This window comes from Allokutzneria multivorans (genome assembly GCF_039537405.1).
Taxonomy (GTDB): Bacteria; Actinomycetota; Actinomycetes; order Mycobacteriales; family Pseudonocardiaceae; genus Allokutzneria; species Allokutzneria multivorans.
Genome location: NZ_BAABAL010000026.1, coordinates 179903 through 202897 on the forward strand (window position 1 = coordinate 179903; position 22995 = coordinate 202897).

The window sequence follows — 22995 nt, forward strand, 5'->3', positions numbered from 1 at the left end:
CCCCACCGCCCGAAAACGCAACCCCAGGCTTAGGCGAGCCGCGAAACAAAACCGGGTCGGCTTTACCTGGGGTGCGCGTGCCATACGCTTGCTGGCGTGGGCCGGTGATCCTTCACCGTGCCCGTCCGGCCCATGACGGCACGCGCAAGGGGCCCCCAGGTCAAGCCGACCCCCACGCTGGAACCGGCGCCAGCTGGAAGCCCAGCCGTCCCCCAGCCGGCGCCACCCGGAACCCCAGCCGCACCCGGCCAGGAACCCCAGCTAAAACCCCACACCAACGAATCAGCGAACCAACTCATCCGCGGAAATGAAAGACGTGTGCGTCCCAGCAGACCGCACAGCGTGCGCCCCAGCCATCGCCCCGGCCCGCGCACACGCCTCCCACCCCCACCCCTCCAAATACCCGTAAACAAACCCGGCCACATAACTGTCCCCCGCCCCGTTGGTATCAACAACCCGCTCCACCGAAACCGCGGGAACCTCAACCAATCGATCAGGCAGGCACAGATAACTCCCGGCGCCCCCGTCCATCACCACGACCACCTTCGCCCGCCCCCGAGAAAAGATATCGTCCGCCACCGACCCAATCCGCTCGCGAATCTTGCCAGCGGACAGAAAAACCAGATCTGCCCCGTAGGCGAACGCCTGCCGGAACTCGCCGACACCGTCCCAGTTGTGCAGGTCCGTCGACGTCGAGACGCCGAGCGCGACGGCTGACGCCAACGCCCCGCGCGCCCAGTCCACAATGGACAGATGGGCGTGCCGGGTCCTGCGCAGCAACGGCTCGTACAGCGCGGGGTCGACGACCATGCCCTCCGGGTGGCGGCCGTCGTAGAGCGAGGTCCGTTGCCCGTCGCCGTCCACGAGGTTCACCGCGCACCGAGTACCACTTGGATCCGTGCGGTGGGAGAACGGCAGCCCGGCTCGGCGGTAGTGCTCCAGCACGAACTCGCCGTCGGGGTCCTCGCCGATGACGTCGGCGAAGTGGGTGCGCAGGCCGAGGGTGTGGCAGCCCATGGCGACGCCGTTGCCGGTGTGGCCGACGTAGCGGCGGATCGGCGGGACCTTGATGGTGTCCTCGACCGGCAGGGGCAGTTCGCCCACTCGCACGATCGTGTCCACGCCGACCCCGCCGACCACGACCACGTCAAGATCCACATCCGCCATGCGTTCATGTTCGCACGGTGGCGGCGCGGCTACAGCTGCCGAACGGGGCGCAGGAAGTCCGCCGCGAACGCCTCGAACGCGTCGGGCAGCTCGTCGAGCGGCACCTGCGGCGGGTACACGAGGACGCGCGTGACACCGATGGCGCGCAACTGCTCGACCCGCGAAGGCGTCACCGGCGAAGCCTCCGCGATGAGGTCGATCGCGGAGGGATCGCGACCGGCCGCCACCGCTGCCGCGCGGCACTCCTCGAACAGCGGAACGGGATCGCCGACCGCCGGGAAGAAGCCGTCGGCCAAGCGGCCCGCACGCCGCGCCGCCGCGACGCTGTGACCGCCCATGATCAGCGGGATCGAACCGACCGGCTTCGGGTGGCAGCGGGCCTCGGTGAACGAGTGGTAGAGGCCCGAATGGGACTCGGTACCGCTCCACAGCGCGCGCAGCACGCTGACGTACTCCTCGAAGCGCGCGGCGCGGTCGGCGAAGTCCACCCCGATCGCCGCGAACTCCTCGCGGAACCATCCGAGACCGAGTCCCAGTTCGAGCCGCCCACCGGAGAGGTGGTCGATCGTCGCGGCCTCCTTGGCGAGCACCACCGGATTGCGTTGCGGCAGCACGAGCATCCCGGTCACGAGGCGGACCGACGAGGTCACTCCGGCGACGAAGCTCAGCCACGCCAACGGGTCCGGGTAGGGCCAGTCGGCGGGAACCGGCATCCGGCCGTCGTCGGAGTACGGGTAGCGGGTCTCGTAGTTCTCCGGCAGCACGACGTGCTCCGGCACCCACAGCGAGTCCACGCCGTTGGTGTCGGCGAGCCGGGCCAGGGTCTTGGCGGCCTCGGGCGCGGTGAACGGCGGCATGCTCGGCGAGAGCAGTCCGATCCTCATCTCAGTGCTCCTTCCAGCAGCAGCGCGGACAGCCGGTCGGCGACGGCGACCGTTGTCAGGTGCGTGTTGGCGCGCGGGATCACCGGCATCAGCGAGGCATCCCCGATGTACACGTTGGACAGACCGTGCACCTTGCCGTCGGCACCGGCGACCGCCATCGGGTCGTCGGCCGAGCCCATGGCGCAGGTACCAACCGGGTGCCAGTACCCGCTGGCGGCAGCCAGGATCTCCGGCGTGGAACGCTGTTCCTCCGTCCAGGGAGTCAGTCCCGTCAGCCCGGACAGCCGCGCCGTGCGGGCGAAGTCGTGCGCCAGCTCGACGCCCTCCAGGATGATCTTGGTGTCGTAGCCCTCGGCGTCGGTGAAGAAGCCGTGGTCGATCTTGGGCGAGGCCGAGGGGTCGAGCGAGGCCGCGCGCACGGTTCCCCTGGAGCGCGGCGACATCACGAACACGTACAGCCCGGCGGAGAGCGGGCCGGTGTAGAAGCCCTGCGCGTCCTCGGCGGGACCGGCGGAGGGCACGATGTGGATGTCCCAGAACTCGTCGGCCTCGCTGGAGCGCGCCTTCACCACGGTCTGCGCGAAGTAGGACTCCGCCGCGTTGGGCAGCTCCTGGGTGAGGCTGTCCAACGGGTTGAGCATCAGGCCGAGCGAGCTGTGGTCGACCAGGTTCTCCCCGACACCGTCCAACCGGAGCGTGACCGCGGCGCCCAGCTCCGCCAGCACCCGTTCCGGCCCGATCCCGCTGCGCATCAACAACGGCGGCGTGCCGTAGGTGCCGGACGCGAGAATCACGTGGTCCGCGGTGACCGTGTACTCCTGGCCGTCGCGGACGGCGACGACGCCCGTGGCGCGGTCACCCTCGATGATCAGGCGCGCTGCCAACGAATCCGGCAGGATCCGCAGGTTCGGCCTGCCGCGCGCCGGGTCGAGGTAGGCGAAGCCGGTGTGCCACCGCGTCGCGCCGACCGCGTTGAGCGGCACCCACCCGATGCCCTCGTTGGCGTCCTCGGCGTTGATGTCGTCGAGGAACCGCATGCCCAGCTCACCGGCGGCGTCGATGACCGCGTGGTGCCACCGGGTCTGGTCCTGCTCGGGCACCGGCCGCACCTTGAGCGTCTCGATCGCGCTCGTCAGGTACGGGCGGAGCTTCTCGTGGTCCCAGACGCCGTTGGAGTGCTTGCTCCACGCGTCGTAGTCCGCCGACGCTCCGAGCGTCGCCCAGCAACCGTTGTGCGCCGACGAGCCGCCGATCACCCTCGCTCGCGCGCAGCACGGCGGGGCTTGCAGGTCCCAGTCGTGACCGCGCGCGGCCGAGCGGGCGTTGAGCAGCTCGGCGGGCCAGCGCCGCGGATCAAAGGGCCCGTAGTCCGGCCCGGCTTCGAGCAGACCCACCGTGATCCGCTCGTCCTCGCTGAGCCTGGCGGCCATGACGCAGCCCGCCCCGCCCCCGCCGACGATCACCACGTCAACATGCACGAACTTCCCCCAGTTGTTTTTGCCCTGAATGACTCATTGAGGTACTTGAGCGTCCTGAATGAGTCATTCAGGACGCTCGACGCACCAAACGCGGCATTGGCGCGGGTCAGGCCGAGAGCACCGCGTCCAGGTCGGTGCCGGTGATGAACGAGGTGTGGGTGCCCGCGGTGCGGACGGCGTGCGCACCGGCGTGCGAGCCCGCGCGGGCCGCGTCCTCCCACGATCGCCCGGCCAGGCGTGCGTAGAGGAATCCGGCCACGTAACTGTCCCCGGCGCCATTGGTGTCCACGACCTCCTCCGGCGCGAGCGGCACCGGCGGCACGTGCACGAGCGGCTGGCCGGGAAGGCGGAGGTAGCTGCCCTCGCCCCCGGCCATCGCGATCACCGCGCTGGCGCGCCCCTTCTCGATGATGTCCGCCGTCACCGCCTCGACCCGGTCGCCGAGCGCGGAGGTGGACACGAACACCACGTCCGCGCCGTGAGCGAAGTCCAGGTGGTACTCGGAACCGCCGTCCCAGTCGTGCAGGTCGGTCGACGTGGGGACCCCGGCGGCGACGGCGTCGGCCAGCGCGTGCCGCGCCCAGTTCATGATCGAGACGTGCACGTGCCGGGCACGGCCGATCTCGGGTCGGTACAGCTCAGGGTCGACCTCCATGTCGAACGGGTGCCGTCCGTCGTACAGTGAGAGCCGGTTCCCTTGCTTGTCAACGAGATTCACGCTGCGGCGAGTTCCGCTGGGATCTGTGCGATGGGCGAAGGAGAGCCCGGCCGAGGCGTAGGCGGCGAGGACCCGCTCGCCCTCGGCGTCCTCGCCGATCACGTCGGCGAAGTGCGTGCGCAGCCCGAGCGTGTGACAGCCCAGGGCGACTCCGTTGCCCGTGTGCGCCAGGAACTGCTCGATCGGCGGCACCATGATCGACTCGCGCATCGGCAGCGGCAGCTCCGGCACGCGCACGATCGTGTCCACTCCGACGCCGCCGACGACGAGGACGTCGAGTTCAGGCATTGCTCTCCTTCACTTCCAGTTCGTCCCAGACGACTCGGCCGCTGGCCAGGGTGAGCAGCAGCACCGCGGAGCGCTCGGCCGCGGCGGGCACCGTGCCGCCGAAGCCGCCGTCCCCGGTCGGGTACAGCGGCCACGTCCGGCCCTCGCGCACGACGTCGGCGGTGCGGACGGGACCGAAGCGGTAGCTCACCCGCCACGGTCCCATCTCGTCGGCCACCGAACCACGTGAAGCCACTTCGTGTTGGTACTCGGGGAAAAGCGCGCACGCGGCCACGTCGCCGCGCTCTCGCGCCGCCTCGAACAGGGCGCGGTCGTCGGCGATGCCCAGCCGTCGTGCCAGCTCGACGTCGCCGGTGCTCAGCGCTTGGTCACGGGCCTCGACGGCGTGCCGCGCGAGCGCTTCGTCGTCGAGCAGGTCGCCCCAGCCCCGGCGCAGTACCGCGACCGGATCGGCACTCAGTCCCTTGTGGAGGATCGTGTCGAAGGTCGCGTGGACATCGGCAGCGACCTTCTCCCAGGTGAACGAGCGCGCGACCCGCATGGCGTTGGCCCGCAGCGCGGTCAGGTCGGCGACCAGCAAACGGCGCAGCTGAGCCTTGATCTCGTCGACCAGCGCCCGGTCGTCCGCGCGGAAGGATCGCGGTACTGAGGCTCCTGTAGTACCGAGTACGTGTTCGAAGTGCTCCATGCCGCGCTGCGCGGTGGCGAGGGGGACGGCACCGCAGGCCATCGCCTCGCCCATCGCGAGCAGGAACGTGTCCCTCTCGAACTTCGACGGGAACAGGCAGAGGTCGGAGGCGCAGGCCAGCTCGATCAGCTCCGGCTCGGGCATCGGCCCGGTCTCCAGCCACACCCGCTCGGGGTGCGCGGCCGCGAGCGGGTTCAGCTCGGGGTCGTCCATCGGGGTCGGCGACAGCACGTGCAGGACGGCGTTGAACCGCAGCCCCTCGTCCAGCAGCTCGTGGAGAGCACGCGCGAGTTCGCGCTGCCCCTTGTGGTGGACCGCGTACCGGGCGTTGTGGAAGATCGTCGGCAGTGCGGGGTCGAGACCACGCGCGCGCAGCACGGCTTCTCTGTCCACTGTGGATCGATCGACCGAACGCCACGTCTCCCCGACGGCGCACCCGCCGACCACGAGCTTGTCCGCCGCCGCCCGCAGTTCACGACGAACGGCCAAGCGCTGGAACAACGTCTCGGCAGGCGTGTCCCCTTGCGTCACAACGTGTTCGAGCTGCCCGGGCGAGAGGAAGTCCAGTGCGGACGCGGTCCTCGCCACGAGCGCGAGACCGCTGACGTAGTCGTGGCCCGGGCGCTCGGGGTAATCGTCGTACAGGTGCGTCGTCGGCAGGTAGGCGCGCATTTCGCGCTCCACCGCGCTGTCCAGCGCCGGGTCCCCCAGGCCGTCGGCCACCGAAGCGTCGCCGCCCAGGAAGGTGATCAGCTCGCGAACCTCGCGCCCGTAGACCTTCTTGTTCACCGGCATGGTGCTCCGCACGGTGCACACGACCTCGGCACCGGCCGCGCGAAGCGGTTGCGGCATCAGGTAATGGTAGTGCGGCTCGTGCAGGTGCACGACCGTGCGCGGGGCCATGGTGTGGACGAGGTACCTGGTCGCCGCGAGCTGGAAGACCAGCGGCTTGACGAAGGCGAGGTCACGGCCCTCGCTCTCGTACGGCGGGTAGAAGGTCTCCGGGTGGGCGTCGAGCAGGCCACCCGCGAGGACCACCACGTCGACGCCGTGGACGCTGACCCGGTGCGCGGTGATGCGGGCCGAGATCTTCGCCGATTCGCCGTAGTCCTTCCACACCAAGGGGTCCAGCGGCACGTCGACGAGCAGTTCGTCCACGTAGTCCAGGTCGGTCATGTCGTAGTGCTCGCGCAGCAGGGGCAACGCGCCGTGCGCCGCCGTCAGACCGCTCACCCCGACACCCCGCGCGGACAGCGCCTGGCTCAGGTTCCACAGGTAGACGGAGATGCCACCCTTGACGAGCCGGTGGTCGAACCCGCCGAACTCGTAGTGGCACTCAACGACATTCACGAAGACCCTTTCAGGAAGTCGGCCGAGGAGGCCAACGTTTGCCTCGGCGAGGGCACCGCCGGGCACACCTCGCTCTGCGCGGAGAAGGAGCTGAACATCGGCGAGAGGCGGACGCCGACCCGTTGCCCCTGCGCGAAGGCGACGACCTCGTCCAGTTCGTCCACCGTCTGTCCGGAGACCACGACGACCGTGCCCAGCCAGCGCGCGTGCTCGACGGCGGCGACCATCTCCTTGTGCAGCGCGGGTTCCCCGCCCGTGACGTCCACATAGGACACTCCGAGCGCGGTCAGCTCCTGGTGGCCGTCGAAGACCGGCCGGCCGTGCCGGAACCGGATGGGGGCGGTCGCCACCGAGTCCTCCAAGGTCGCAGGGATGACCGGGATCAGTTCGGGAAGGCGGTCAGCGACGCGCAGATCTCCTCGTCGGTGACGTCGTCGGCGATCACCGTCTCGCCCAGTTCCACGGGCAGCACGAAGCGGATCAGCCCGTCGCGGATCTTGCGGATCTGCCCCATCGCGTCGATCGTGCGCTCGGCGTCGAGCTCGGCGGGCAGCTCGGCGAGGGTGGTCGGCAGCCCGACCGCGCTCAGCAGGCCGACGATCCGGTCGCGCACGCCCGCGTCGAGCAGGCCGCGGCGCTCGGCGATCCGCGAGGCGCAGGCCATGCCGAAGGCCACCGCCTCGCCGTGCAGCACCGGGCCGTAGCCGGTGACCGTCTCGACCGCGTGGCCGATGGTGTGGCCGAAGTTGAGCGGCCGCCGCAGGTCCTGCTCGTAGGGGTCCTTGGCGATCAGGCTGCACTTGATGGCGCTGGCACCGTGTACCAGACGGGCCACGGTGTCGGGGTCGGCGGCCAGGATGTCGGTCTGCTTCAGCTCGATCAGCTCGAACAGCTCGGGCGAGGCGATGACGCCCTTCTTGATCGCTTCGGCCAGGCCTGCGCGCAGCTGCCTGCGGTCCAGCGTCGCCAGGTAGCCGACGTTGGTGATCACGGCCTTGGGCTGGTAGAAGGCGCCGATGAGGTTCTTCGCGCTCGGGTGGTCGACGGCGACCTTGCCGCCGAGGGCGGCGTCCACGTCGGCCAGCAGCGTGGTCGGCACGTTGATGTAGGGCACCCCGCGCATGTACGCGCTGGCCACCCAGCCGACGGTGTCGATCACCACGCCGCCGCCGACGGCGACCACGACGTCCCTGCGCACGAGCTCGGTCGCGGCCAGCCAGTCCAGCAGCGCGGTCGCGGTGGCCACGCTCTTGTTGGCCTCACCGGCGGGGAAGGAGGTCAGCACGACCTCCAGCCCGGCCGCGCGCAGCCCCTCGGCCAGCCGCCGCGTGTGCAGCTCGGCGACGTCGTCGTCGGTGATCATCGCGACGCGCCTGCCGTCCAGCTCGGCGATCAGCCTGGCGAGGGCGTCGGCCTCGGAGCGGCAGACGTGCACCGGGTACTCATCGCGCCGGTCGGCGGCGCCGATCACCACGGCGTCCGGGTCCTGTGGCAGGGGAAGCCTCTCGGACACGCGGACATACGAACTCATCGCTCCCCCACCCACTGCGTCGGCCCTGTCGCCCTTCCAGTTGTAATGACTGTTCAGGCTCGTTCAAAACCACCCGCTTCCGCATTCTTGAGCCGGCGGAGGGGCATGGGGGCGCTCGGGCTCCGTATAATGGCGAATCTCTTTGGCAGTTGACCAAGTGATTCCTGCGAACGCCGCGACTGGTCCGTTCGGCCCACGACGATCTTGGCAATAGTGGTCAGCGCGCTTTGGTTTTTCTGATGTGCGATTGACAACCGCTCTCTGGACAAACCGTGAAGGATCTCTCGCAGAGATCTCAAAGCACCTACCGGTCGAACAGGACGATCTCCACCGCGCGCGCGGACTCCGCGGCCTCGTCGAGCACCCGTCTGCGTGGTTCGGCGACCGGGAGCACCCTCGGCTCGGCCCTGGCGAACAGCTCGCCGAGCCGCCGATCGGCCCGCAGAGCCTCCAGCGCCTGGCGGTCCCCACCCAGCACGACGGCCTCCACCGACGCCAGCTCGGGAAGCAGCACCCTGGCCACCGTGTCGGCGGCGTCGGAGAGCGACAACCGGGCCTGGCCCTCGCGGCGCCGGGCGAAGCGCTGCTGCGACCAGCCGCCCGCCTTGTTCCTTCCGTGCACCTGCCTGCGGTCGGTGCTGGAGGACAGGACGTGGCCGTTCTCCGCTATCCCGACGCTGTGCCCGCCGAGGCGCACCAGCACCAGCGCGATCCGCCTCGGCCGCGACGCGTGCTCCAGCAGCTCGTCGACGGCCAGCCCCTCGCGGCGCACCGGCTCCGGCAGGGCGAGCCCGCCGTAGCCGACCTCGACCTCCGCCCGCGCGCCGTCGACCGCGGTGACAACGACCCTGGTGGTACTCAGTTCAGAACGGGTCACGCCCCCGTGCCGGTCCCCGAAGCGCGCGAACCACCCCGCGAGGCGCTCCGGCGGGATCTCGACGGCCCTGCCGCCACCGGCGACCTCCCGGGCCCTCATCGAGGGACCGTGTTCATCGAGGAGCCGCCGCCACCCACAGCGGCAGCGGATGGCCGGTGTCCTTGGGCGCCAAGCGTTGCACCGCGACGAAACCCGCTTCGGCGAGCGCGCGCTCCATGTCCTCGGCACCGAGCACCTGGTGCCGCGTGGAGACGGAGCTGGCGACCTCCCAGCCGGCCTGCCCGCGCACCAGCTGCACGACCTCGAGGCCGTAGTTGGAGCCGTCGTCGGCCCAGTCCCACAGCTGCACGGTGACCTGGCGGTCCTGGCCGTGGCCGGTGACCCTCGGCGGCGGCGCGGTCGGCCGCAACGGGCCGAGCCTGTCCAGCTCGGGCACGGCGGCGATGAGCAGCCCGCCCGGCGCGAGCGAGCGGCAGGCCCTGGTCAGCGCGGCGGTGAGGGCGTTGTCGTGGGCGAGCCTCGGCAGCAGGTCGTCACCGGAGCGCACCACGTCGACCGGGACGGCCACGATGCCGTCGAGCAGGTCCACCAGATCGACGGTGCGGTGCCTGCCGGGACCGAGTACCGCCGCGGCGACCTCGGCGAACACCTCGGTCGCGCCGGTCTGGAACGCGAGTCCGTCACGAACGCTGGTCACGGGCAAAGAGTAGGGCCACGAGCCCCCGCTGCCCAGCCCGCCCTCGGGTTGTGGCAACCGATTGCGGCACGCCGAACGACCCCGCCCGCCCGGGTGGGCGGACGGGGTCGCGGGGAGCGGGTGGAGCTAGTTCACGTAACCGTTGAGCTTCAAGGAGATCGAGCGGATCGAGCCCTTGTCGGAGGACACCGCGTCCACCGCCTTGAAGGTCCACGTGCCGTCGGCGGAGGACTTCGCCAGAGCCGACAGCGCGGTGGTCGGCCGCCACGTCCCGGTGAACGGAGCCTGGGTCTGGGACACCGAGGAGAACGGCTGCGCGGCCGTGTCGTCGAAGACCACCTGGCACAGGTTGTTGCCGTTGCCACCGTTGCGCTGGAACAGCGTCGCCGTCACCCCACCGGGTGAGGTCAGCGTGCCGACCAGGTCACTCGCGTAGGTGTGGTCGATGCCGACGGTCGTGGAGCCCTCGGTCGCCGAGCAGGTCGCGCCGTCCACCGAGAACGCCAGCTTCGACGGCAGGCCCACCCCCGAGACCGGCAGCTGCACGCTGACGCCCTCGGAGTTGCCGTCCGGGATCGCCACCGGGGCGCCGGCGTAGCTGAAGGTCTTGGTCTCGCTGGAGGGCTGGCCGACCGGGACGGCGAACTTCTGCGTGGTCGGGGACAGCGATCCGGCGAAGCTGACCTTGGCCTCCAGGGTGACCGGGACGCCGACCTGGTGGCTGGCGGGCACGGTCAGGGTGAAGGAGTTCAGCGCGGTCTGGCCCGGCTCGACGGTGCCGTACGACTTGGAACGCGGTCCCACGGTGACGCCGGGGGTGGGGCTGGTCAGCACGACGCTGACCGAGGAGGCCGTGCCGTCGCCGCCGTTGCGCACGGGCAGCTTGACCTCGGCGGTGTTGCCCGGCTTCAGGTACGGGCTGCCGGTGGTGGGCACCACGGTCGGCGACTCGGCCTTGGCCAGCGGCTGCGGGCTGGCGCCGGTGTAGGCCAGCACCTTGTCCGCCATGACGATCCCGGCGCCGGCGCGGTTGTCCACGCCGGGAGCCGCGATGTCCAGCGCGGTCTTGGTGAGCGCGTCCCGCACATCGGCGGTGCTCATGCCCGGGTTGCCGGAGAGCACCAGGCCCGCGATCGCGGCGGCGTGCGGCGCGGCTGCGGAGGTGCCGAAGAACGGCGAGAATCCGGGCGTCTTGGTGGCGACGCCGTCGGCCGCGGTGATGTCCGGCTTCTGGCGCACCTCACCGGCCGGCGAGGCGACCGGGGTGCCGTCGGCGTTGAAGAACACGCGGCGCGGGCCGTCGGAGCTGAAGCGCTCCAACTTCGAGGCACCGCTGAAGGTGTCGGGGTACGGGCCCGCCGGGTTGGCCGGGTCGCCCGGCTCCTGCGATCCGGTCCACGCGCCGGCCGCCGGGGTGGCGGCCACGCTGAAGGCGTCCTTGGCTGCGGAGTGGCCACGGGTCACACCGGGGGTGTTGAAGCCCTTGAGGTCGCCGCTGTCGCGGAAACGCCCGCGCAGCGCGGACAACGACAGGTACTTGTCGTCACCGCGGAACTTCACGACCGCCACGTTGAGCCCACCGGCGGAGGGGTTGACCCGCTCGTACGGGTCGGCCTGGCCGGTCTGCACGTTCTGGCTGAAGCCGACCACGTTGCCGGAACCGTCCAGCAGGTACAGGTCGTAGTCGTTGGTGGAGCGGCCGAGCGCGTCGTTCCACCACAGCAGCACCGGGATGTTGCGCGAGTTCGCCGACAGCGGGTTGACGATCTGCGTGCCCGCGGCGGTCGCGTCGAAGTCGTGGGCGGAGCCGGCGTAGCGGCCGACGCTCTTGCCCGAGTCGACGAAGTTGCCCTCCCAGTGACCCGCGCTGCCGTCGGCGACGTTGCCCTCGTTGCCCGCGGAGGAGAAGAACAGCCCGCCGTCCTTGGTGACGTCGTTGACGGCCTGGGCGATGATGCCGTCCTGGAACGGCGACTCGTTGAAGTACAGGACGTCGTCCACGATCACGTCGCACTTCTTCTCGAAGCGCAGCGCGCGGATGTTGTCGGCGAAGCTGGCGTCACCGTTGAACGCGGTGGCGAAGCCCAGCTCGGCGCCGGGGGCCACGTCGTGCAGGATCTCCAGCATCGCCGAGCCCTCGTCGCCGCTGCCCTCCTGCCCGGCGAGCACGTCGACCTGCGGCAGCTCACCGGCGGCCTGGAGTGCCGCGAGGGAGTCGATGCCGTCGGAGAGCGCGCAGAGCTTCACGCCGAGGCCGCTGATCTTGAACTGCGAGCGCGCCGTGTCCGAGGCGTGCGCGCGGTCGCCCTGCGAGGTCAGCGCGGCGGAGCGGCTGCGGACCGCCGCCTTCGCCTGCTCCGCGAGCCGGTTCGCCCGCGCTTCCTTGGACTCGCCCTTGGCGGTGCTGGTCTTCAACTCGCCCGGCGAGGTCGCGCGCGAGGTCATCGCGTCGCTGGCCGCGTCGATCAGCACGACGTCCTCGCGCGCGGCGATGCCGTTGACCGCGCCGAGCGGCAGCTCCGCCCGCACGGTCCTGGTCTGCGAGGAGGTGTGCCGGATCGCACCGCCCGCCTTGCGGATCGCGCCGGTGAGCAGGTCGGTGACCTTGTCGGCGCGGATGTCCACGAGCACCGTGTCGGCGTCGGTCACGGTGACGCCGGTGTTCAGGCGCGGCAGGTTCGCGGTGAGCGCGCCCCTGCGGATGCGGTTCTCCACCACCAGGCGACTGTCCACTTTGGACTCCGCTTTGGACAGGGAGCCCTTGATCCGCTGGAGCTCGGCGATCTGCGCGGCGCTGGTGTCGTTCAGGCGGCCCGGATCGGCCTTCCCCTGCGCCTGTGCGGGACTCACCACGCCCATCGCCAACAAGAGCGCGGTCGCACCGGCCGTCATCATTCCGATGGAACGTGACGGTCGTAAAGCTCGTGCCACGGGCCCTCCCCCGTGTCGTGCGTGCCCCGACTCACGCGAATCCAAGCGGGCCGGTGATCCGGCCGAGGGCTAAAACTAAGCACACGACAACCGCAGGTCAGCGGCCTTTCGGGTGACATGCCACGAACCGAGACAGTGAACAGTCAAGTATTGACAAGCCCAGTTGACGCCATTCGCCACGCTTTTCCGGGGAACGCCGGAAAGGGAATGACACCGAATGGCCCTAGAGGACGAACGCGTCCGTCCACAGTTGACCGGTTCGTCCGGAAAGCGCGTCCAGCATGGCAACGGCCTGGGTGTCGGTGAGCGAGCAGACGAAGTCCACAATGGCCCGGCCTCGTGCCAGCGCGCGGATCGCGTCGCGGCCGGTCGGCTGCTCACCGGTGGCGCCGACCAGCGCGTCGGGCACGTGGTGGGACAGCGCGGTGTACTCAGCGTCGGCCAGCTCCACCAGGTCGTGCAGCCGCCTCGGCAGCCGCGCGGCCTCGTGCCGATCGGTCAGCCACTGGTCGAGCGCTTCGACCAATGTGGTCAGCAGGCGTGCCTGACCTCGTTGGTGCAACGCGAGATCCGGCCGCTCCAGCACGAAGCGGTGGTGCACGAACTTGAGCACCTGGACCTCGTGCCACTGCTGCGGCGCGAGCGCCACGTGCGCCGAGCGGGCGGGCGGATCGGCGAGCACGGTCAGCCCGTCGACCAGCCGCCCGGTCCAGCGCGCGGAGAACTCGGCGACGTTCTGCTCCGCCTCCGCCGAGCCGTCGAAGGGCACCGCGAGCAAACCGTCCACCAGCTCGTGCCGCACCCGCGCGACGGCGAGCATGAACGCCTCGTCGTCGTAGATCCACGCGTCCTTCAGGTGCAGCCTGCGCCGCAGCTTCTCCAGCGACCGCCCGGGTTTGCGGATCTCGGCCGCCAGCTCCGCCGGGGTCAGCGCCGCGAGTTCCGGTGCTTGGTTCAACCAGGTACTCAGTTCCGCCGACACCGTGGCGTGCTGGAGCACTCCGACCCGGTGGAAGTCCTCGACGTCGTGGATGGCGTAGGCGATGTCGTCGGCGTTGTCCATCACCGACGCCTCGACGGTCTGCTGCCAGGCGTCGATGCGCCCGGAGAACGGCATCCGGGACTGCGCCATGTCGTCGAGCTCGGTGACGTAGACGGAGAACTTCGCCGAGCCGCTGCCCTTGGCGTCACCGGGTTCCGCGGCTCCGCGCGGCGGCACCGGCATCAGTCGCGGGTGCTCCCTCGGGTGCGACAGGCGGGTCCACGGGTACTTGAGCATGGCCGCGCGCACCGCCACGGTCAGGTCCAGTCCGACGGCGGAGGGGCCGCGGACGTCGGTGGTGGTGACGATGCGGAAGGACTGCGCGTTGCCCTCGAAGCCGTCCGGAAGGCCGAAGCGGTGCCGCGCGACCCGGTCGAGCACCTGCTCGCCGAGGTGCCCGAAGGGCGGGTGCCCCAGGTCGTGCGCGAGCGCCGCGGCCTCGACGACGTCCGGGTCGCAGCCGCCGAGCTGGGTGATCAGCTCGGCGTGCGCGGGGTCGGCGACGAGGCGTTCCGCGACCGCGCGGGCGACCTGGGCGACCTTGATGCTGTGGGTGAGCCGGTTGTGCACGAGCAGCCCGGAGCCCGAGGGGCTGATCACCTGGGTGACCCCGCCGAGCCTGCTGAAGAACGGGGAGCTGGCCACCCGGTCCCGGTCGGCGCGGAACGGGCTGGCCGCCAGGTCGACGGCGGGCGGTTTCTCGCCCTCCGCCTCGGAGCGGCGCAGTTCCCTCGGGTCCAGGAGTGGATCGTGCATGCCGCCACGGTATCCCGGGCGGCGCGCACCGGCCCTCAGACGGGAGGGTTCCGGTGGGTGTCCTTCTTGTACCTCACCGTGACGCACGCGAAGGAGCTTCGGTTTCAGTGCTCGTTCACGTACTCCTCGCCGTTGTACTTGATCAGCACGCGGTCCAGGTGGGAACCGAACGGCCCGTAGCCGTAGGACGTGCTCCTGCCCTTCTCCACACCGTGCCAGCCCGAGTCGAAGTCGTTGTTGATCACGAACTTCACCTCGACCTTCTTCGCGCAGTTGTTGGTGGCGTGCGCCCGCCCGCCGAGGGTCTCGTCCTCGTCCCAGGTCTTCACGCAGCTGAGCCTGCCTGCCGCGTTCGCCGGGGTGGCGGCCAGCAGCAGACCGAACGAGGCGAGGACGGCGGTCATGATCCGGATCGTCATGGGCCGAGCATGGCCGCGCTCGCCGCTCGACGCGAAAACCTTGCGGCCCCCACCGAAATCCCCGCTGCCCGGTAGGCGGCGGGGGTGATGCCGTAGTAGCGGCTGAACCAGCGGGTGAGGTGCGGTTGGTCGGCGAAGCCCACCTCGGCCGCGATCTCCGCGAGCGGGCGGCCCAGCTCCAGCAGGCGCCGGGCTTCCCGCAGTCGCACCTGACGGTGGTAGTCGCTGGCCGCCATCCCGAATGCCGCAAGGAATCCGCGGTGCAACGCGTGCCTGCTGCACCCCGCGACCGCCGCGAGTTCCGCCGCGCCGATGTTGCGGTGGAACTCCTCGTGCAGCAGTTCCCGCGCGCGCTCCACCGGCGCCGACTCCGAGCGGATCACCGGCGGCTTGGTGCTGCCCCGCCTCGCCATCGCCAGCACCGCCGCCGTCAGCGCCTCGTCCTGTGCCAGTCGCCCCTCGTTCTCCACCAGCGCCGCGCTCAGCCCGCGCAGTGCTTCGGCGAGCACGGGGTCCTCCAGCACCGGTGCCGCGAACAACGGCGCTCGCTGGTGTCCCGTCGCGTCCGCCAGCACGTCCTCGACCAACTCCGGTCCAATGTGGACGATCCGGTAGGTGAACCCCGGTTCGGTCGCCGAGCGCCCGTCGTGCGGGTCGTCGGGGTTGAAGGCCATCACCATGCCTTCGGCGCTGGTGTGCCCGCCGCCCCGGCAGGTGAAGGTCTGCGCGCCGCGCTCGGTGATCCCGAAGGAGTAGGCGTCGTGGCTGTGCCGGTGGTAGACGTGCTGGTCGAACCGGGCTCGCATCACCTCGATCGGCCGGTCCTGCGCGCGCCAGTAACAGCTCCACTCCCCGGGCACGCCTCTCATTGTGCGCGCCAGCGTTCAAGACCGCGCACGGAGGATGGACGCATGGCAACGAAGACCAAGATCGCCGTCGTCGTGCGGGAGGACCTCGCCGTCTGGCAGAAGCTGAATGTCACCGCGTTCCTCACCAGTGGTGTCGCCGTCGGCTGCCCGGAGACTGTCGGCGAGCCCTACGAGGACGCCTCCGGAGTGAAGTACCTGCCCATGTTCGGCCTGCCCGTGCTCGTCTACGCCGCTTCCGCCCCGGAGATCAAGCAGGCCCACGAGCGCGCGCTCGCGAAGGATCTGTCGATCGCCGTGTACACAGAGGAGCTGTTCTCGACCGGTAACGACGAGGACAACCGCGCCCAGGTCCGTGCCGTCACCACCGCTGACCTGAACCTCGTCGGCTTCGCCGTGCACGGTCCGCGCAACGCCGTGGACAAGGCGTTGAAGGGTTTGTCCCTGCACCCCTGACGCTGTTTCCAGCGCGGGTCCGGCTTGACCTGGGGCCCCTCGCGCGTGCCGGGGCCTCGCACAGGGGCACGGAAGGGCTTCCGGCCCCGCATGGGAAGCGTATGGCACGCGCACCCCAGGTAAAGCCTCCGTTTCGTTGTGCGCCTTGCCTTCCAGCCCCTTCTGTGACTGAGGAGACGGACGTCGTCCTGTGCGGCGTCTGTCCGTTTCGAGATGCCGCCGAGTGCCGTTCGTCGGTCGCGACCAAATGAGCCTGATGCCCGGCCGCTGTCCCTGTGCGTCGTTCGTGTCGCGCGCATGTCGAATACACCTCCCCTCCTCTGTTACGCCGCCAGCCGTGGATCAACCCTGATGTTGCGCATCGGTTTCTGCTCGGGGTCCACCCACGTCGGTGGAATGAAGTCCGGCCGTCCGTCCTCAGCGAAGACGATCTTCCAGTCTTCTTGGTGGATCACGTGATGGTGGTGCGAGCACAACAACGTCATGTTGTTGAGGTCGGTCGGCCCGCGATGCTCAACCCAATGCAACACATGATGAGCCTCCGTCCACGCCGGTGGCCGATCACATCCGGGGAAGGCGCATCCCTTGTCCCGCAACGCCAACGCCCTGCGTAGGGGAGCAGGCGCGGTCCGGGCGGAGCGCCCGTAGTCCAGGGGGATGCTCTCCCCGTTCAACACCACCGGGATCAGTTCAGCGTCGCAAGCGAGTTGCCGAATCAGCGAGGCGGTGGCTTCGCCGTCCCAGTCGGTGTACCCGGTCCGGAGTTTCTCTTCCAGGTAGTCCAAGCGCATCGTGACGACCATTTGCGGTCGAACGCCTCCGCTAGCCGGGAGGTCGTGGGTGGCCATCGCGACCGTGACCAACTCGCAGAGTCCGTCGGCGTACCGCTGCTCAACCGTGCGCGGGTCTTGCTCGCCGTTGGTCGGCCGGGGTTTCGACACCGCGTGCAGCGCTTCTTCGAAGATCGCGCCCTCGATCGGCGGCAGGCATCCGTTGAAGAACAGTGACCCGTGTTGGTCCTTGCCCATCCGGAACGACCGAGACTCCACGGCTTTCTGCTCGTCCGCGAAGGCACCCGCCTGATCGAAGTGCGACCGAACCCGCTTCCCCGCTTGCGCCAACTCGCGCGAGGTCAGCTCGGGTGCGTAGCTCAACAGGATGTCTTCGGCTTCGTCGGCCGCATCAGCGGGAATGTTCTTGATGACATCGGCGATGACCGCAGCGTGATCACCGCTGATCGTCCCTGCGTACAGGGCGTCCTTCGTGGAAGGCACGCCGGGCAGGTCTTCTACGAGCAGCGAGCGTCGCTTCGCTTCCGCCGGAGAAATCTTCAAGTGTGACCGCAACAGCGTCGCCAAATTCCGGCACCCTTGCGCGGTGTGCAGACCACGATCCTCCGCATACTCAGCGGCATCAACCTTCACTGCCGTCACCAAATTCGTGAGCGTCTCCAACTCCACCAGGAACGCCAGATGCTCCTTCTCCGACAACGTGTAGACGTCATGCGCTTCGAGATGATCTACCAAAAGCGTCTTCACGGCCTTGATATCCAACATGATTCACCCCCTCACTCGTTGGCTACCTCTAATTTTAGCAACTCCTCCGACAGCGTCAAATCCGTTGCAGGCTAAGGAGAAACGGAACTGTCAGCCGTCGGCGATACTGGGGTTGGCTTTACCTGGGGTGCGCGTGCCATACGCTTGTCAGCGTGGCCGGGATTCATCCCGTGCCCGTCCGGCCCACTACGGCACGCGCAAGGGGCCCCAGGTCAAGCCGACCCCCACGCTGGAACCACCACGCCCCACACGCACCCCACCACCACTGACACCCGGTGCCACCTGAAACCCCCAGCCGTCCCCGACCTGGAAGCGCAGCCGTACCCCGCTGGAAAGAGCTAAAAGCTCCAGCCTTTCCCCAGCTGGAAGCCAGCCGTCCCCGACCCGGAACCCCAGCCGTACCCCCACCGCAATCCCAGCCGCCCCCAACCCGAACCACCCCGGCAATTTGCCACCACACGAAACTCGTGCTCTGCTCACAGCGTGCTCGACGTCCTCATCGCAGGCGCAGGCCCTGCCGGAAGCGCCCTCGCCAACGCGACGGCGCGCCTGGGACTTCGCACGGCGCTCGTCGACCCGGCAGCCGGAAAACCGTGGCGAGCCACGTACGCGTCCTGGGCGGACGAACTCCCCCACGACACCCCACTTTCTTTCCGCAGCAAGCAAACCCGCGCCGCAGCCCTCACCGAACACGTCCTCGACCGCCCCTACGCGGTGATCGACAACGAAGCGCTCCGCGCGCGCCTGGACGACGAGGCCATCGCCATCCACCAGGCACGAGCACTCCGCGCGCACCACGACACCGAAGCGTCAACGGTGTTGCTGGACAACGGAAACCGACTCAGGGCCAGGGTCGTCGTCGATGCGACGGGGACCCAACAGGCACTCCTGCGCACGACACGGCACACCCCGCCAGCCGAACAATCAGCCGTTGGAGTGGTGGTTCCCCTGCGAGAACAGGGGTTCGTCGAACGGCACGAAGCACTCTTCATGGATTGGCGCGAAAAGCACACCGGCCCGCCGAGCTTCCTGTACGCGCTGCCGCTCAACGACACCGAAGTGCTCCTCGAAGAGACGTCCCTGGCCGACAGGCCGGCGATGAGCCACCGAGAACTCCGCGACAGGCTCACACAACGCTTGCGAGACAACGGAACCACCCTGCGCGGGAACGAGCGGTGGGAGCGAGTCCGCTTCCCCATGGACGACCCCCTCCCTCGCAGGCAACGCGTCGTGCCCTTCGGCGCTGCCGCGCCTCTCGTGCACCCGGCGACGGGGTACAGCGTCGCGGGCTCGCTGACGCTCGCTCCCCGCTTGGCGAAAGCACTCGCACAGGGACTGGACGAGGGAAGCGCGGCGCGAGCGGGCTGGCGGACGGTGTGGCCCCCGCAGGCCTTGGCGGTGCACGGCCTGCGCCGCGTGGGACTGCGCGTGCTGCTGGGACTGCCGCCCGCCGAGGTGCCCGGGTTCTTCGAGGCGTTCTTCAGCACTCCGACCCATCTCCAGAACCGTTATCTCGCAGGGCGTTGTGATCTTCCCGGCACGTTCCGCGCGATGGCGGCGGTGATCGGCGCGGCTCCGCCGGGGCTGCGGGCGCGGGTGACGGCACTGGCCTTGGGGGTGACGTCTGCGTGAACAAGCGATGAAGGACCTCGTGGCTCGCGGCGGTGCGCGGCATCATCGGCGACGTGCCTGCGTCGCTGGAGAACCTGCGGTGTGCCTTCCAGCCCTTGGTCAACCTCAACACCGGCGGCGTGGTCGCCATCGAGGTGCTGGTCCAAGCGGCCCCCGATGACCGGCCCGCCGAGCTGGACGTGGACCTCGCCGTGTTCGCGGCGCGCGCGAGCGCGGAGCACGAAACGTTGCTCCCCCTGCACATCAACCTCCTCGCGAGCACCGTCGCGACGTGCTCGGCCGGGGTGGAGCGGTTGCACCACGCGCTGTGCGAGCTCGGGCGGCGACCACACGAGGTGGTGATCGAGGTCGGCGGACAGCTGCGTGAATCGGACTACGGCGAACTGCTCGACGAACTTCGCCGCCTGCGGGCAGCCGGGTACCGCATCGCGTGGGACGGCGGCGACGTGTCGCTGGCGCTGCTGCTGGCCGCCGAGGTGGACATCGTCAAGCTCGATCCACGCGCGGTCGCGGGACTTCCCGATGAGCGAGGCCACGCGTTCATGGAGGCGGTGGCGCTGTTCTGCCGCCGGACGCGCACAACGCTCGCGGCCACGGGCGTGCATACGAAGGCACAGCTGAACGCCTTGCGGAGCAACAGGATTCAGCTCGTCCAGGGCGATCTCGTCGCGCCACCGGCCTGGCGGCCGACGACGCGGGTGTCGCTCGCGGCGGAAGCCTCGGACGTGGCCGAGCTGCCGATCGCGGCCGGGCCGATGGTGACCGAGTTCCTGCACCCGGCGACGATGCTCTCCGTCGAGGCGACGGCGGACGAGGTGCGCTCGGTGCTGGTCAACCGGCCCGAGGTGACCAGTGTCGTGCTGGTCGACGACCTGCACTGTCCACAGTGGAGCATCGACCGGAACCGCTTCCTGCTCGCGGTGACCGGGCCGTACGGGCACGCGCTGCACGCCAAGCGGCACGCGTCGCGGCTGGCCGACCAGCCCGTGCTGGTGGCGACCAACAGCACGGCGATGGACGCGCTGCACCTGAGCCTCGGCGGCGCGGAACGGCGGTACGACGACGTCGTCGTGGTGGACAACGGGTTGCGCTGCATGGGAATCGTGCGGTTGTCGGACCTGTTCCGGGGCTTGGCGGAGATGAAGGTCGAGGAAGCCGCCGCGCTGAGCCCGCTGACCCGGCTGCCCGGCAGCGACGCGGTGGCGCGCGAGGTCGGCCGCCGGATCGCCGCGGGGCAGCTCTTCGCGATGTGCTGGCTGGACGTGGACGGCTTCAAGACCGTCAACGACAGCGTCGGCTTCGCGGCGGGCGATGACCTGATCCGCTTGGTGGGCAGGCGTTTGGCGGACTCGGCGGCGGCGGCGGTGCGCTCGACCTACGTCGGCCATGTCGGCGGGGACGACTTCCTCGCGGTGGTCGACGTGGACGACCTGGTCACCTTCGCGCGGGCGGTGCTGGACGGGCACTACCAGGCGGAGGGCCGCGCGGTGACGGTCTCGCTGGCGACGCTGGTCTGCGCGGGCGGCACGGTGCCGAGCTACCGCGAGGTGTCCCGGCTGCTCGCGCCGTTGAAGCGGCAGGCGAAGGCGCTGAGCGGGTCGAGCTGGGTGCTCGGCCGCCCCGGCTCCGACCGCGTGGACGTGCTGCGCGGCACGGTCACTCAGCCGCGCAGGAGCAACGCCTCCGCGCCCACCGGGCGGTAGCCGGCGGCGAGCACCGCGCGCGCCGACGCCGCGTTGCCGGGCGCGACCTGGGCCCACACCGGCTCACCCGGCGGCACGAGCGTGCGAGCGGCGGTGAACAACGCCCGCCCGAGCCCCTTCACCCTGGCGCGCTCGTCGACCTCGGCCGCGACCTCCCACCGGCCGCCGAGCCCGCGACCGACCAGCACCATTCCGCCCGCGCACGTCCACACGCGCACATCGGTGCGCAGGCCGTGCGCGCGGATCGCGCGCTCGTGCTCGGAGTCGAAGTCGGGTGTCAGTTCCAGCTCCGGTGAACCGTCGAGGTGGTCGGCGACCAGCACCTGGTCGGTGTTGTTGACCACGCGGCCGGTCTTCGCGCACAGCTCGGTGAGGAACGGTGGGTTCAGCGGCGCGGACAGGTCGTCGGCCGGGAGGACCGAGGCCACCCAGTCCGGATCGGCATCGGTGACGATCACGTGGTGCGCGCTGAAGGCGATCACCGCCGACAGGCCGTCCTGTTCCGGAACCACGACCCGGAAGGAACCGTCGGCCGCGGGGTACTCGCCACGGGCAGCGCGGGCGAAGATCTCTGCTAGCACCCGGAATGCTTATCACGACGCAACCGCCGAACGGGGGTCGATCGTGATCTCCTCAAGTGCCCGGCGAGGAAAGTGCTGGGATATCTAAACATTCACCGGCCCGGTTCCGTCCATCGAGCCTCGCCACGATCAACTCGTCACTCCTAGCCTCGGATTGGTCACGCACCGCACTCGCACCCGAGGGCGGGCGGACAACCTTGGGGAGGGCAATGTGACCCAGGTCGAAGTTCCCCACGCTCCCGACGGTCAGGCCAGGACCCGCACCGCGACGGTGGTCGCGGGCGGTCTGGTGACCGTGGGCGTGGAGGAGGAGTTCCTGCTGGTGGACGAGCTCAGCCGGAGCGTGGTCCCCAGGGCCGCCGCGGTGCTCGCCGGAGCGGCCCATCTCGGGACGACGGTGCAGCAGGAGATGACGTTGTTCCAGGTCGAGACGACCTCGTCGGTGTGCTCCACGATGGGCGCGCTGCACGACGAGCTGACCGCGCTGCGCCGCACCGTCGACGGGATGGCCAGGCGCAACGGCATGCGCATCAACGCGACGGGCACGGCCGTGCTCGGGCACCCACCGACCCCGCCCATCACCGACGCCCCGCGCTACCGCCGGATCGCGGAGCGCTTCGGCTCGCTCATCGACGGGCAGAGCATCTGCGGCTGCCACGTGCACCTCGGCGTCTCCGACGCGGAGAGCGCGCTGCGGGTGATGAACCACCTCCGGCCGTGGCTGCCGACACTGCTGGCGATGAGCGCCAACTCCCCGTTCTGGCACGGCAGGGACACCCGGCACGCCAGCTGGCGCTACCTGATCTTCGGGCGCTGGCCGACCGCCGGGCCGCCGCCGCACTTCGACTCCGTCGACGACTACGACGCCGCGGTGCGCACGCTGCTGCGGTCCGGGGCCGCGCTCGACCGCGGCATGATCTATTGGGACGTCCGGCGCTCGTGCCGCCATCCCACGGTCGAACTGCGCGTGTGCGATGTCGCGGCAACCGTCGACGACGCCGTTCTCATCGCCGCGCTGACCAGAGCCCTTGGCGCACAAGCACTTCTCGGCGGCCGTCCGCGTCGCGTGGTGTCGCAGTGCGAGCTGCGGGCCGCGTTGTGGCGGGCCGCGCACGACGGCCTGGAGGGTCGCGGCGTCGACGTGTTCAACGGCCGCACCGTGCGGGCGTTCTCCCTGGTGGAGCGGCTCGTCCAGCAGGTGCGCGGCGAGCTGGCCGACAGCGGTGACCTCGACATGGTGCTCGATCTGGTGGCGCGGCTGCGGTCCAGCCGCTCCGGCGCGTACCGGCAGCGGGTCGCCTTCGCCGAGCGCGGCAACCTGGTCGACGTGGTGGATCTGCTCTCCGCGCAGACCGTGGCGTGAGCGCCCGGTGCC

19 protein-coding genes are annotated in these 22995 nt (G+C 70.0%); 4 read left to right on the plus strand and 15 right to left on the minus strand.

Annotation, left to right across the window (positions count from 1 at the left end):
• Window positions 1–282: 282 nt before the first annotated feature.
• From ABD798_RS35125 to ABD798_RS35185, 13 genes are all read right to left on the minus strand, one after another.
• Window positions 283–1167, minus strand: coding sequence for a carbohydrate kinase family protein (locus ABD798_RS35125; protein ID WP_344885195.1), 885 nt, complete (start codon window positions 1165–1167; stop codon window positions 283–285).
• A 29-nt stretch (window positions 1168–1196) separates the two neighbouring features.
• Window positions 1197–2051, minus strand: coding sequence for a TIGR03619 family F420-dependent LLM class oxidoreductase (locus ABD798_RS35130; RefSeq protein WP_344885198.1), 855 nt, complete (start codon window positions 2049–2051; stop codon window positions 1197–1199).
• Entirely contained in the window at window positions 2048–3529 is a 1482-nt protein-coding gene (locus tag ABD798_RS35135; protein ID WP_344885201.1) for a GMC family oxidoreductase, read from the minus strand. The genes ABD798_RS35130 and ABD798_RS35135 overlap by 4 nt, the downstream gene beginning before the upstream one ends.
• 106 nt (window positions 3530–3635) lie before the next feature.
• Window positions 3636–4535, minus strand: a complete 900-nt coding sequence (locus ABD798_RS35140) for a carbohydrate kinase family protein (protein WP_344885204.1) — start codon at window positions 4533–4535, stop codon at window positions 3636–3638.
• Window positions 4528–6573: a glycosyltransferase gene (locus ABD798_RS35145; RefSeq protein ID WP_344885207.1), complete on the minus strand. Its 2046-nt coding sequence runs from the start codon at window positions 6571–6573 to the stop codon at window positions 4528–4530. Before ABD798_RS35145 ends, ABD798_RS35140 begins: the two co-directional genes overlap by 8 nt.
• Window positions 6570–6923: a hypothetical protein gene (locus ABD798_RS35150; protein ID WP_344885210.1), complete on the minus strand. Its 354-nt coding sequence runs from the start codon at window positions 6921–6923 to the stop codon at window positions 6570–6572. Before ABD798_RS35150 ends, ABD798_RS35145 begins: the two co-directional genes overlap by 4 nt.
• 32 nt (window positions 6924–6955) lie before the next feature.
• The gene (aroB, locus tag ABD798_RS35155) at window positions 6956–8086 is read right to left on the minus strand and encodes a 3-dehydroquinate synthase (protein ID WP_344885213.1); all 1131 of its coding nucleotides are present in this window, start codon (window positions 8084–8086) and stop codon (window positions 6956–6958) included.
• A 322-nt stretch (window positions 8087–8408) separates the two neighbouring features.
• Entirely contained in the window at window positions 8409–9080 is a 672-nt protein-coding gene (locus tag ABD798_RS35160; protein WP_344885216.1) for an acVLRF1 family peptidyl-tRNA hydrolase, read from the minus strand.
• A gap of 13 nt (window positions 9081–9093) precedes the next feature.
• Entirely contained in the window at window positions 9094–9678 is a 585-nt protein-coding gene (locus ABD798_RS35165) for a hypothetical protein (RefSeq protein ID WP_344885219.1), read from the minus strand.
• A 126-nt stretch (window positions 9679–9804) separates the two neighbouring features.
• Window positions 9805–12570, minus strand: coding sequence for a S8 family serine peptidase (locus ABD798_RS35170; RefSeq protein WP_486303722.1), 2766 nt, complete (start codon window positions 12568–12570; stop codon window positions 9805–9807).
• Between the two features lie 262 nt (window positions 12571–12832).
• Window positions 12833–14407 (minus strand): deoxyguanosinetriphosphate triphosphohydrolase family protein, encoded by a 1575-nt coding sequence (locus ABD798_RS35175; protein ID WP_344885225.1) that lies wholly within the window; start codon window positions 14405–14407, stop codon window positions 12833–12835.
• 104 nt (window positions 14408–14511) lie between these two features.
• Window positions 14512–14826: a hypothetical protein gene (locus tag ABD798_RS35180; protein ID WP_344885228.1), complete on the minus strand. Its 315-nt coding sequence runs from the start codon at window positions 14824–14826 to the stop codon at window positions 14512–14514.
• Complete coding sequence (locus ABD798_RS35185; protein ID WP_344885231.1) at window positions 14823–15686, minus strand: AraC family transcriptional regulator; 864 nt, start codon at window positions 15684–15686, stop codon at window positions 14823–14825. The genes ABD798_RS35180 and ABD798_RS35185 overlap by 4 nt, the downstream gene beginning before the upstream one ends.
• 51 nt (window positions 15687–15737) lie before the next feature.
• Between ABD798_RS35185 and ABD798_RS35190 the strand changes: the two genes are divergently transcribed.
• Window positions 15738–16148, plus strand: coding sequence for a DUF2000 family protein (locus tag ABD798_RS35190; RefSeq protein WP_344885234.1), 411 nt, complete (start codon window positions 15738–15740; stop codon window positions 16146–16148).
• A gap of 323 nt (window positions 16149–16471) precedes the next feature.
• Here the strand turns inward: ABD798_RS35190 and ABD798_RS35195 are convergent, their stop codons facing one another.
• Complete coding sequence (locus ABD798_RS35195) at window positions 16472–17704, minus strand: HNH endonuclease signature motif containing protein (RefSeq protein ID WP_344885237.1); 1233 nt, start codon at window positions 17702–17704, stop codon at window positions 16472–16474.
• A gap of 483 nt (window positions 17705–18187) precedes the next feature.
• Here ABD798_RS35195 and ABD798_RS35200 point away from each other — a divergent pair, with 483 nt between their 5' ends.
• Both ABD798_RS35200 and ABD798_RS35205 read left to right on the plus strand, forming a co-directional pair.
• Entirely contained in the window at window positions 18188–19336 is a 1149-nt protein-coding gene (locus ABD798_RS35200) for a lycopene cyclase family protein (RefSeq protein WP_344885240.1), read from the plus strand.
• 32 nt (window positions 19337–19368) lie between these two features.
• Window positions 19369–21039: an EAL domain-containing protein gene (locus ABD798_RS35205; protein WP_344885243.1), complete on the plus strand. Its 1671-nt coding sequence runs from the start codon at window positions 19369–19371 to the stop codon at window positions 21037–21039.
• Here the strand turns inward: ABD798_RS35205 and ABD798_RS35210 are convergent.
• Window positions 20997–21620, minus strand: a complete 624-nt coding sequence (locus ABD798_RS35210) for an N-acetyltransferase (RefSeq protein ID WP_344885246.1) — start codon at window positions 21618–21620, stop codon at window positions 20997–20999. The genes ABD798_RS35205 and ABD798_RS35210 overlap by 43 nt on opposite strands.
• Before the next feature lie 211 nt (window positions 21621–21831).
• Between ABD798_RS35210 and ABD798_RS35215 the strand changes: the two genes are divergently transcribed.
• Entirely contained in the window at window positions 21832–22983 is a 1152-nt protein-coding gene (locus tag ABD798_RS35215; RefSeq protein ID WP_344885249.1) for a carboxylate-amine ligase, read from the plus strand.
• Window positions 22984–22995: the final 12 nt, after the last annotated feature.

Excerpts from the sequence above, each read along its gene's own strand:
- ABD798_RS35140 (WP_344885204.1), bottom strand. The coding sequence starts at position 4,535 with ATGCCTGAACTCGACGTCCTCGTCGTCGGCGGCGTCGGAGTGGACACG.
- ABD798_RS35190 (WP_344885234.1), top strand. The coding sequence starts at position 15,738 with ATGGCAACGAAGACCAAGATCGCCGTCGTCGTGCGGGAGGACCTCGCC.
- ABD798_RS35195 (WP_344885237.1), bottom strand. The coding sequence starts at position 17,704 with ATGTTGGATATCAAGGCCGTGAAGACGCTTTTGGTAGATCATCTCGAA.
- ABD798_RS35175 (WP_344885225.1), bottom strand. The coding sequence starts at position 14,407 with ATGCACGATCCACTCCTGGACCCGAGGGAACTGCGCCGCTCCGAGGCG.
- ABD798_RS35180 (WP_344885228.1), bottom strand. The coding sequence starts at position 14,826 with ATGACGATCCGGATCATGACCGCCGTCCTCGCCTCGTTCGGTCTGCTG.
- ABD798_RS35170 (WP_486303722.1), bottom strand. The coding sequence starts at position 12,570 with ATGACGGCCGGTGCGACCGCGCTCTTGTTGGCGATGGGCGTGGTGAGT.
- ABD798_RS35160 (WP_344885216.1), bottom strand. The coding sequence starts at position 9,080 with ATGAGGGCCCGGGAGGTCGCCGGTGGCGGCAGGGCCGTCGAGATCCCG.
- ABD798_RS35130 (WP_344885198.1), bottom strand. The coding sequence starts at position 2,051 with ATGAGGATCGGACTGCTCTCGCCGAGCATGCCGCCGTTCACCGCGCCC.
- ABD798_RS35125 (WP_344885195.1), bottom strand. The coding sequence starts at position 1,167 with ATGGCGGATGTGGATCTTGACGTGGTCGTGGTCGGCGGGGTCGGCGTG.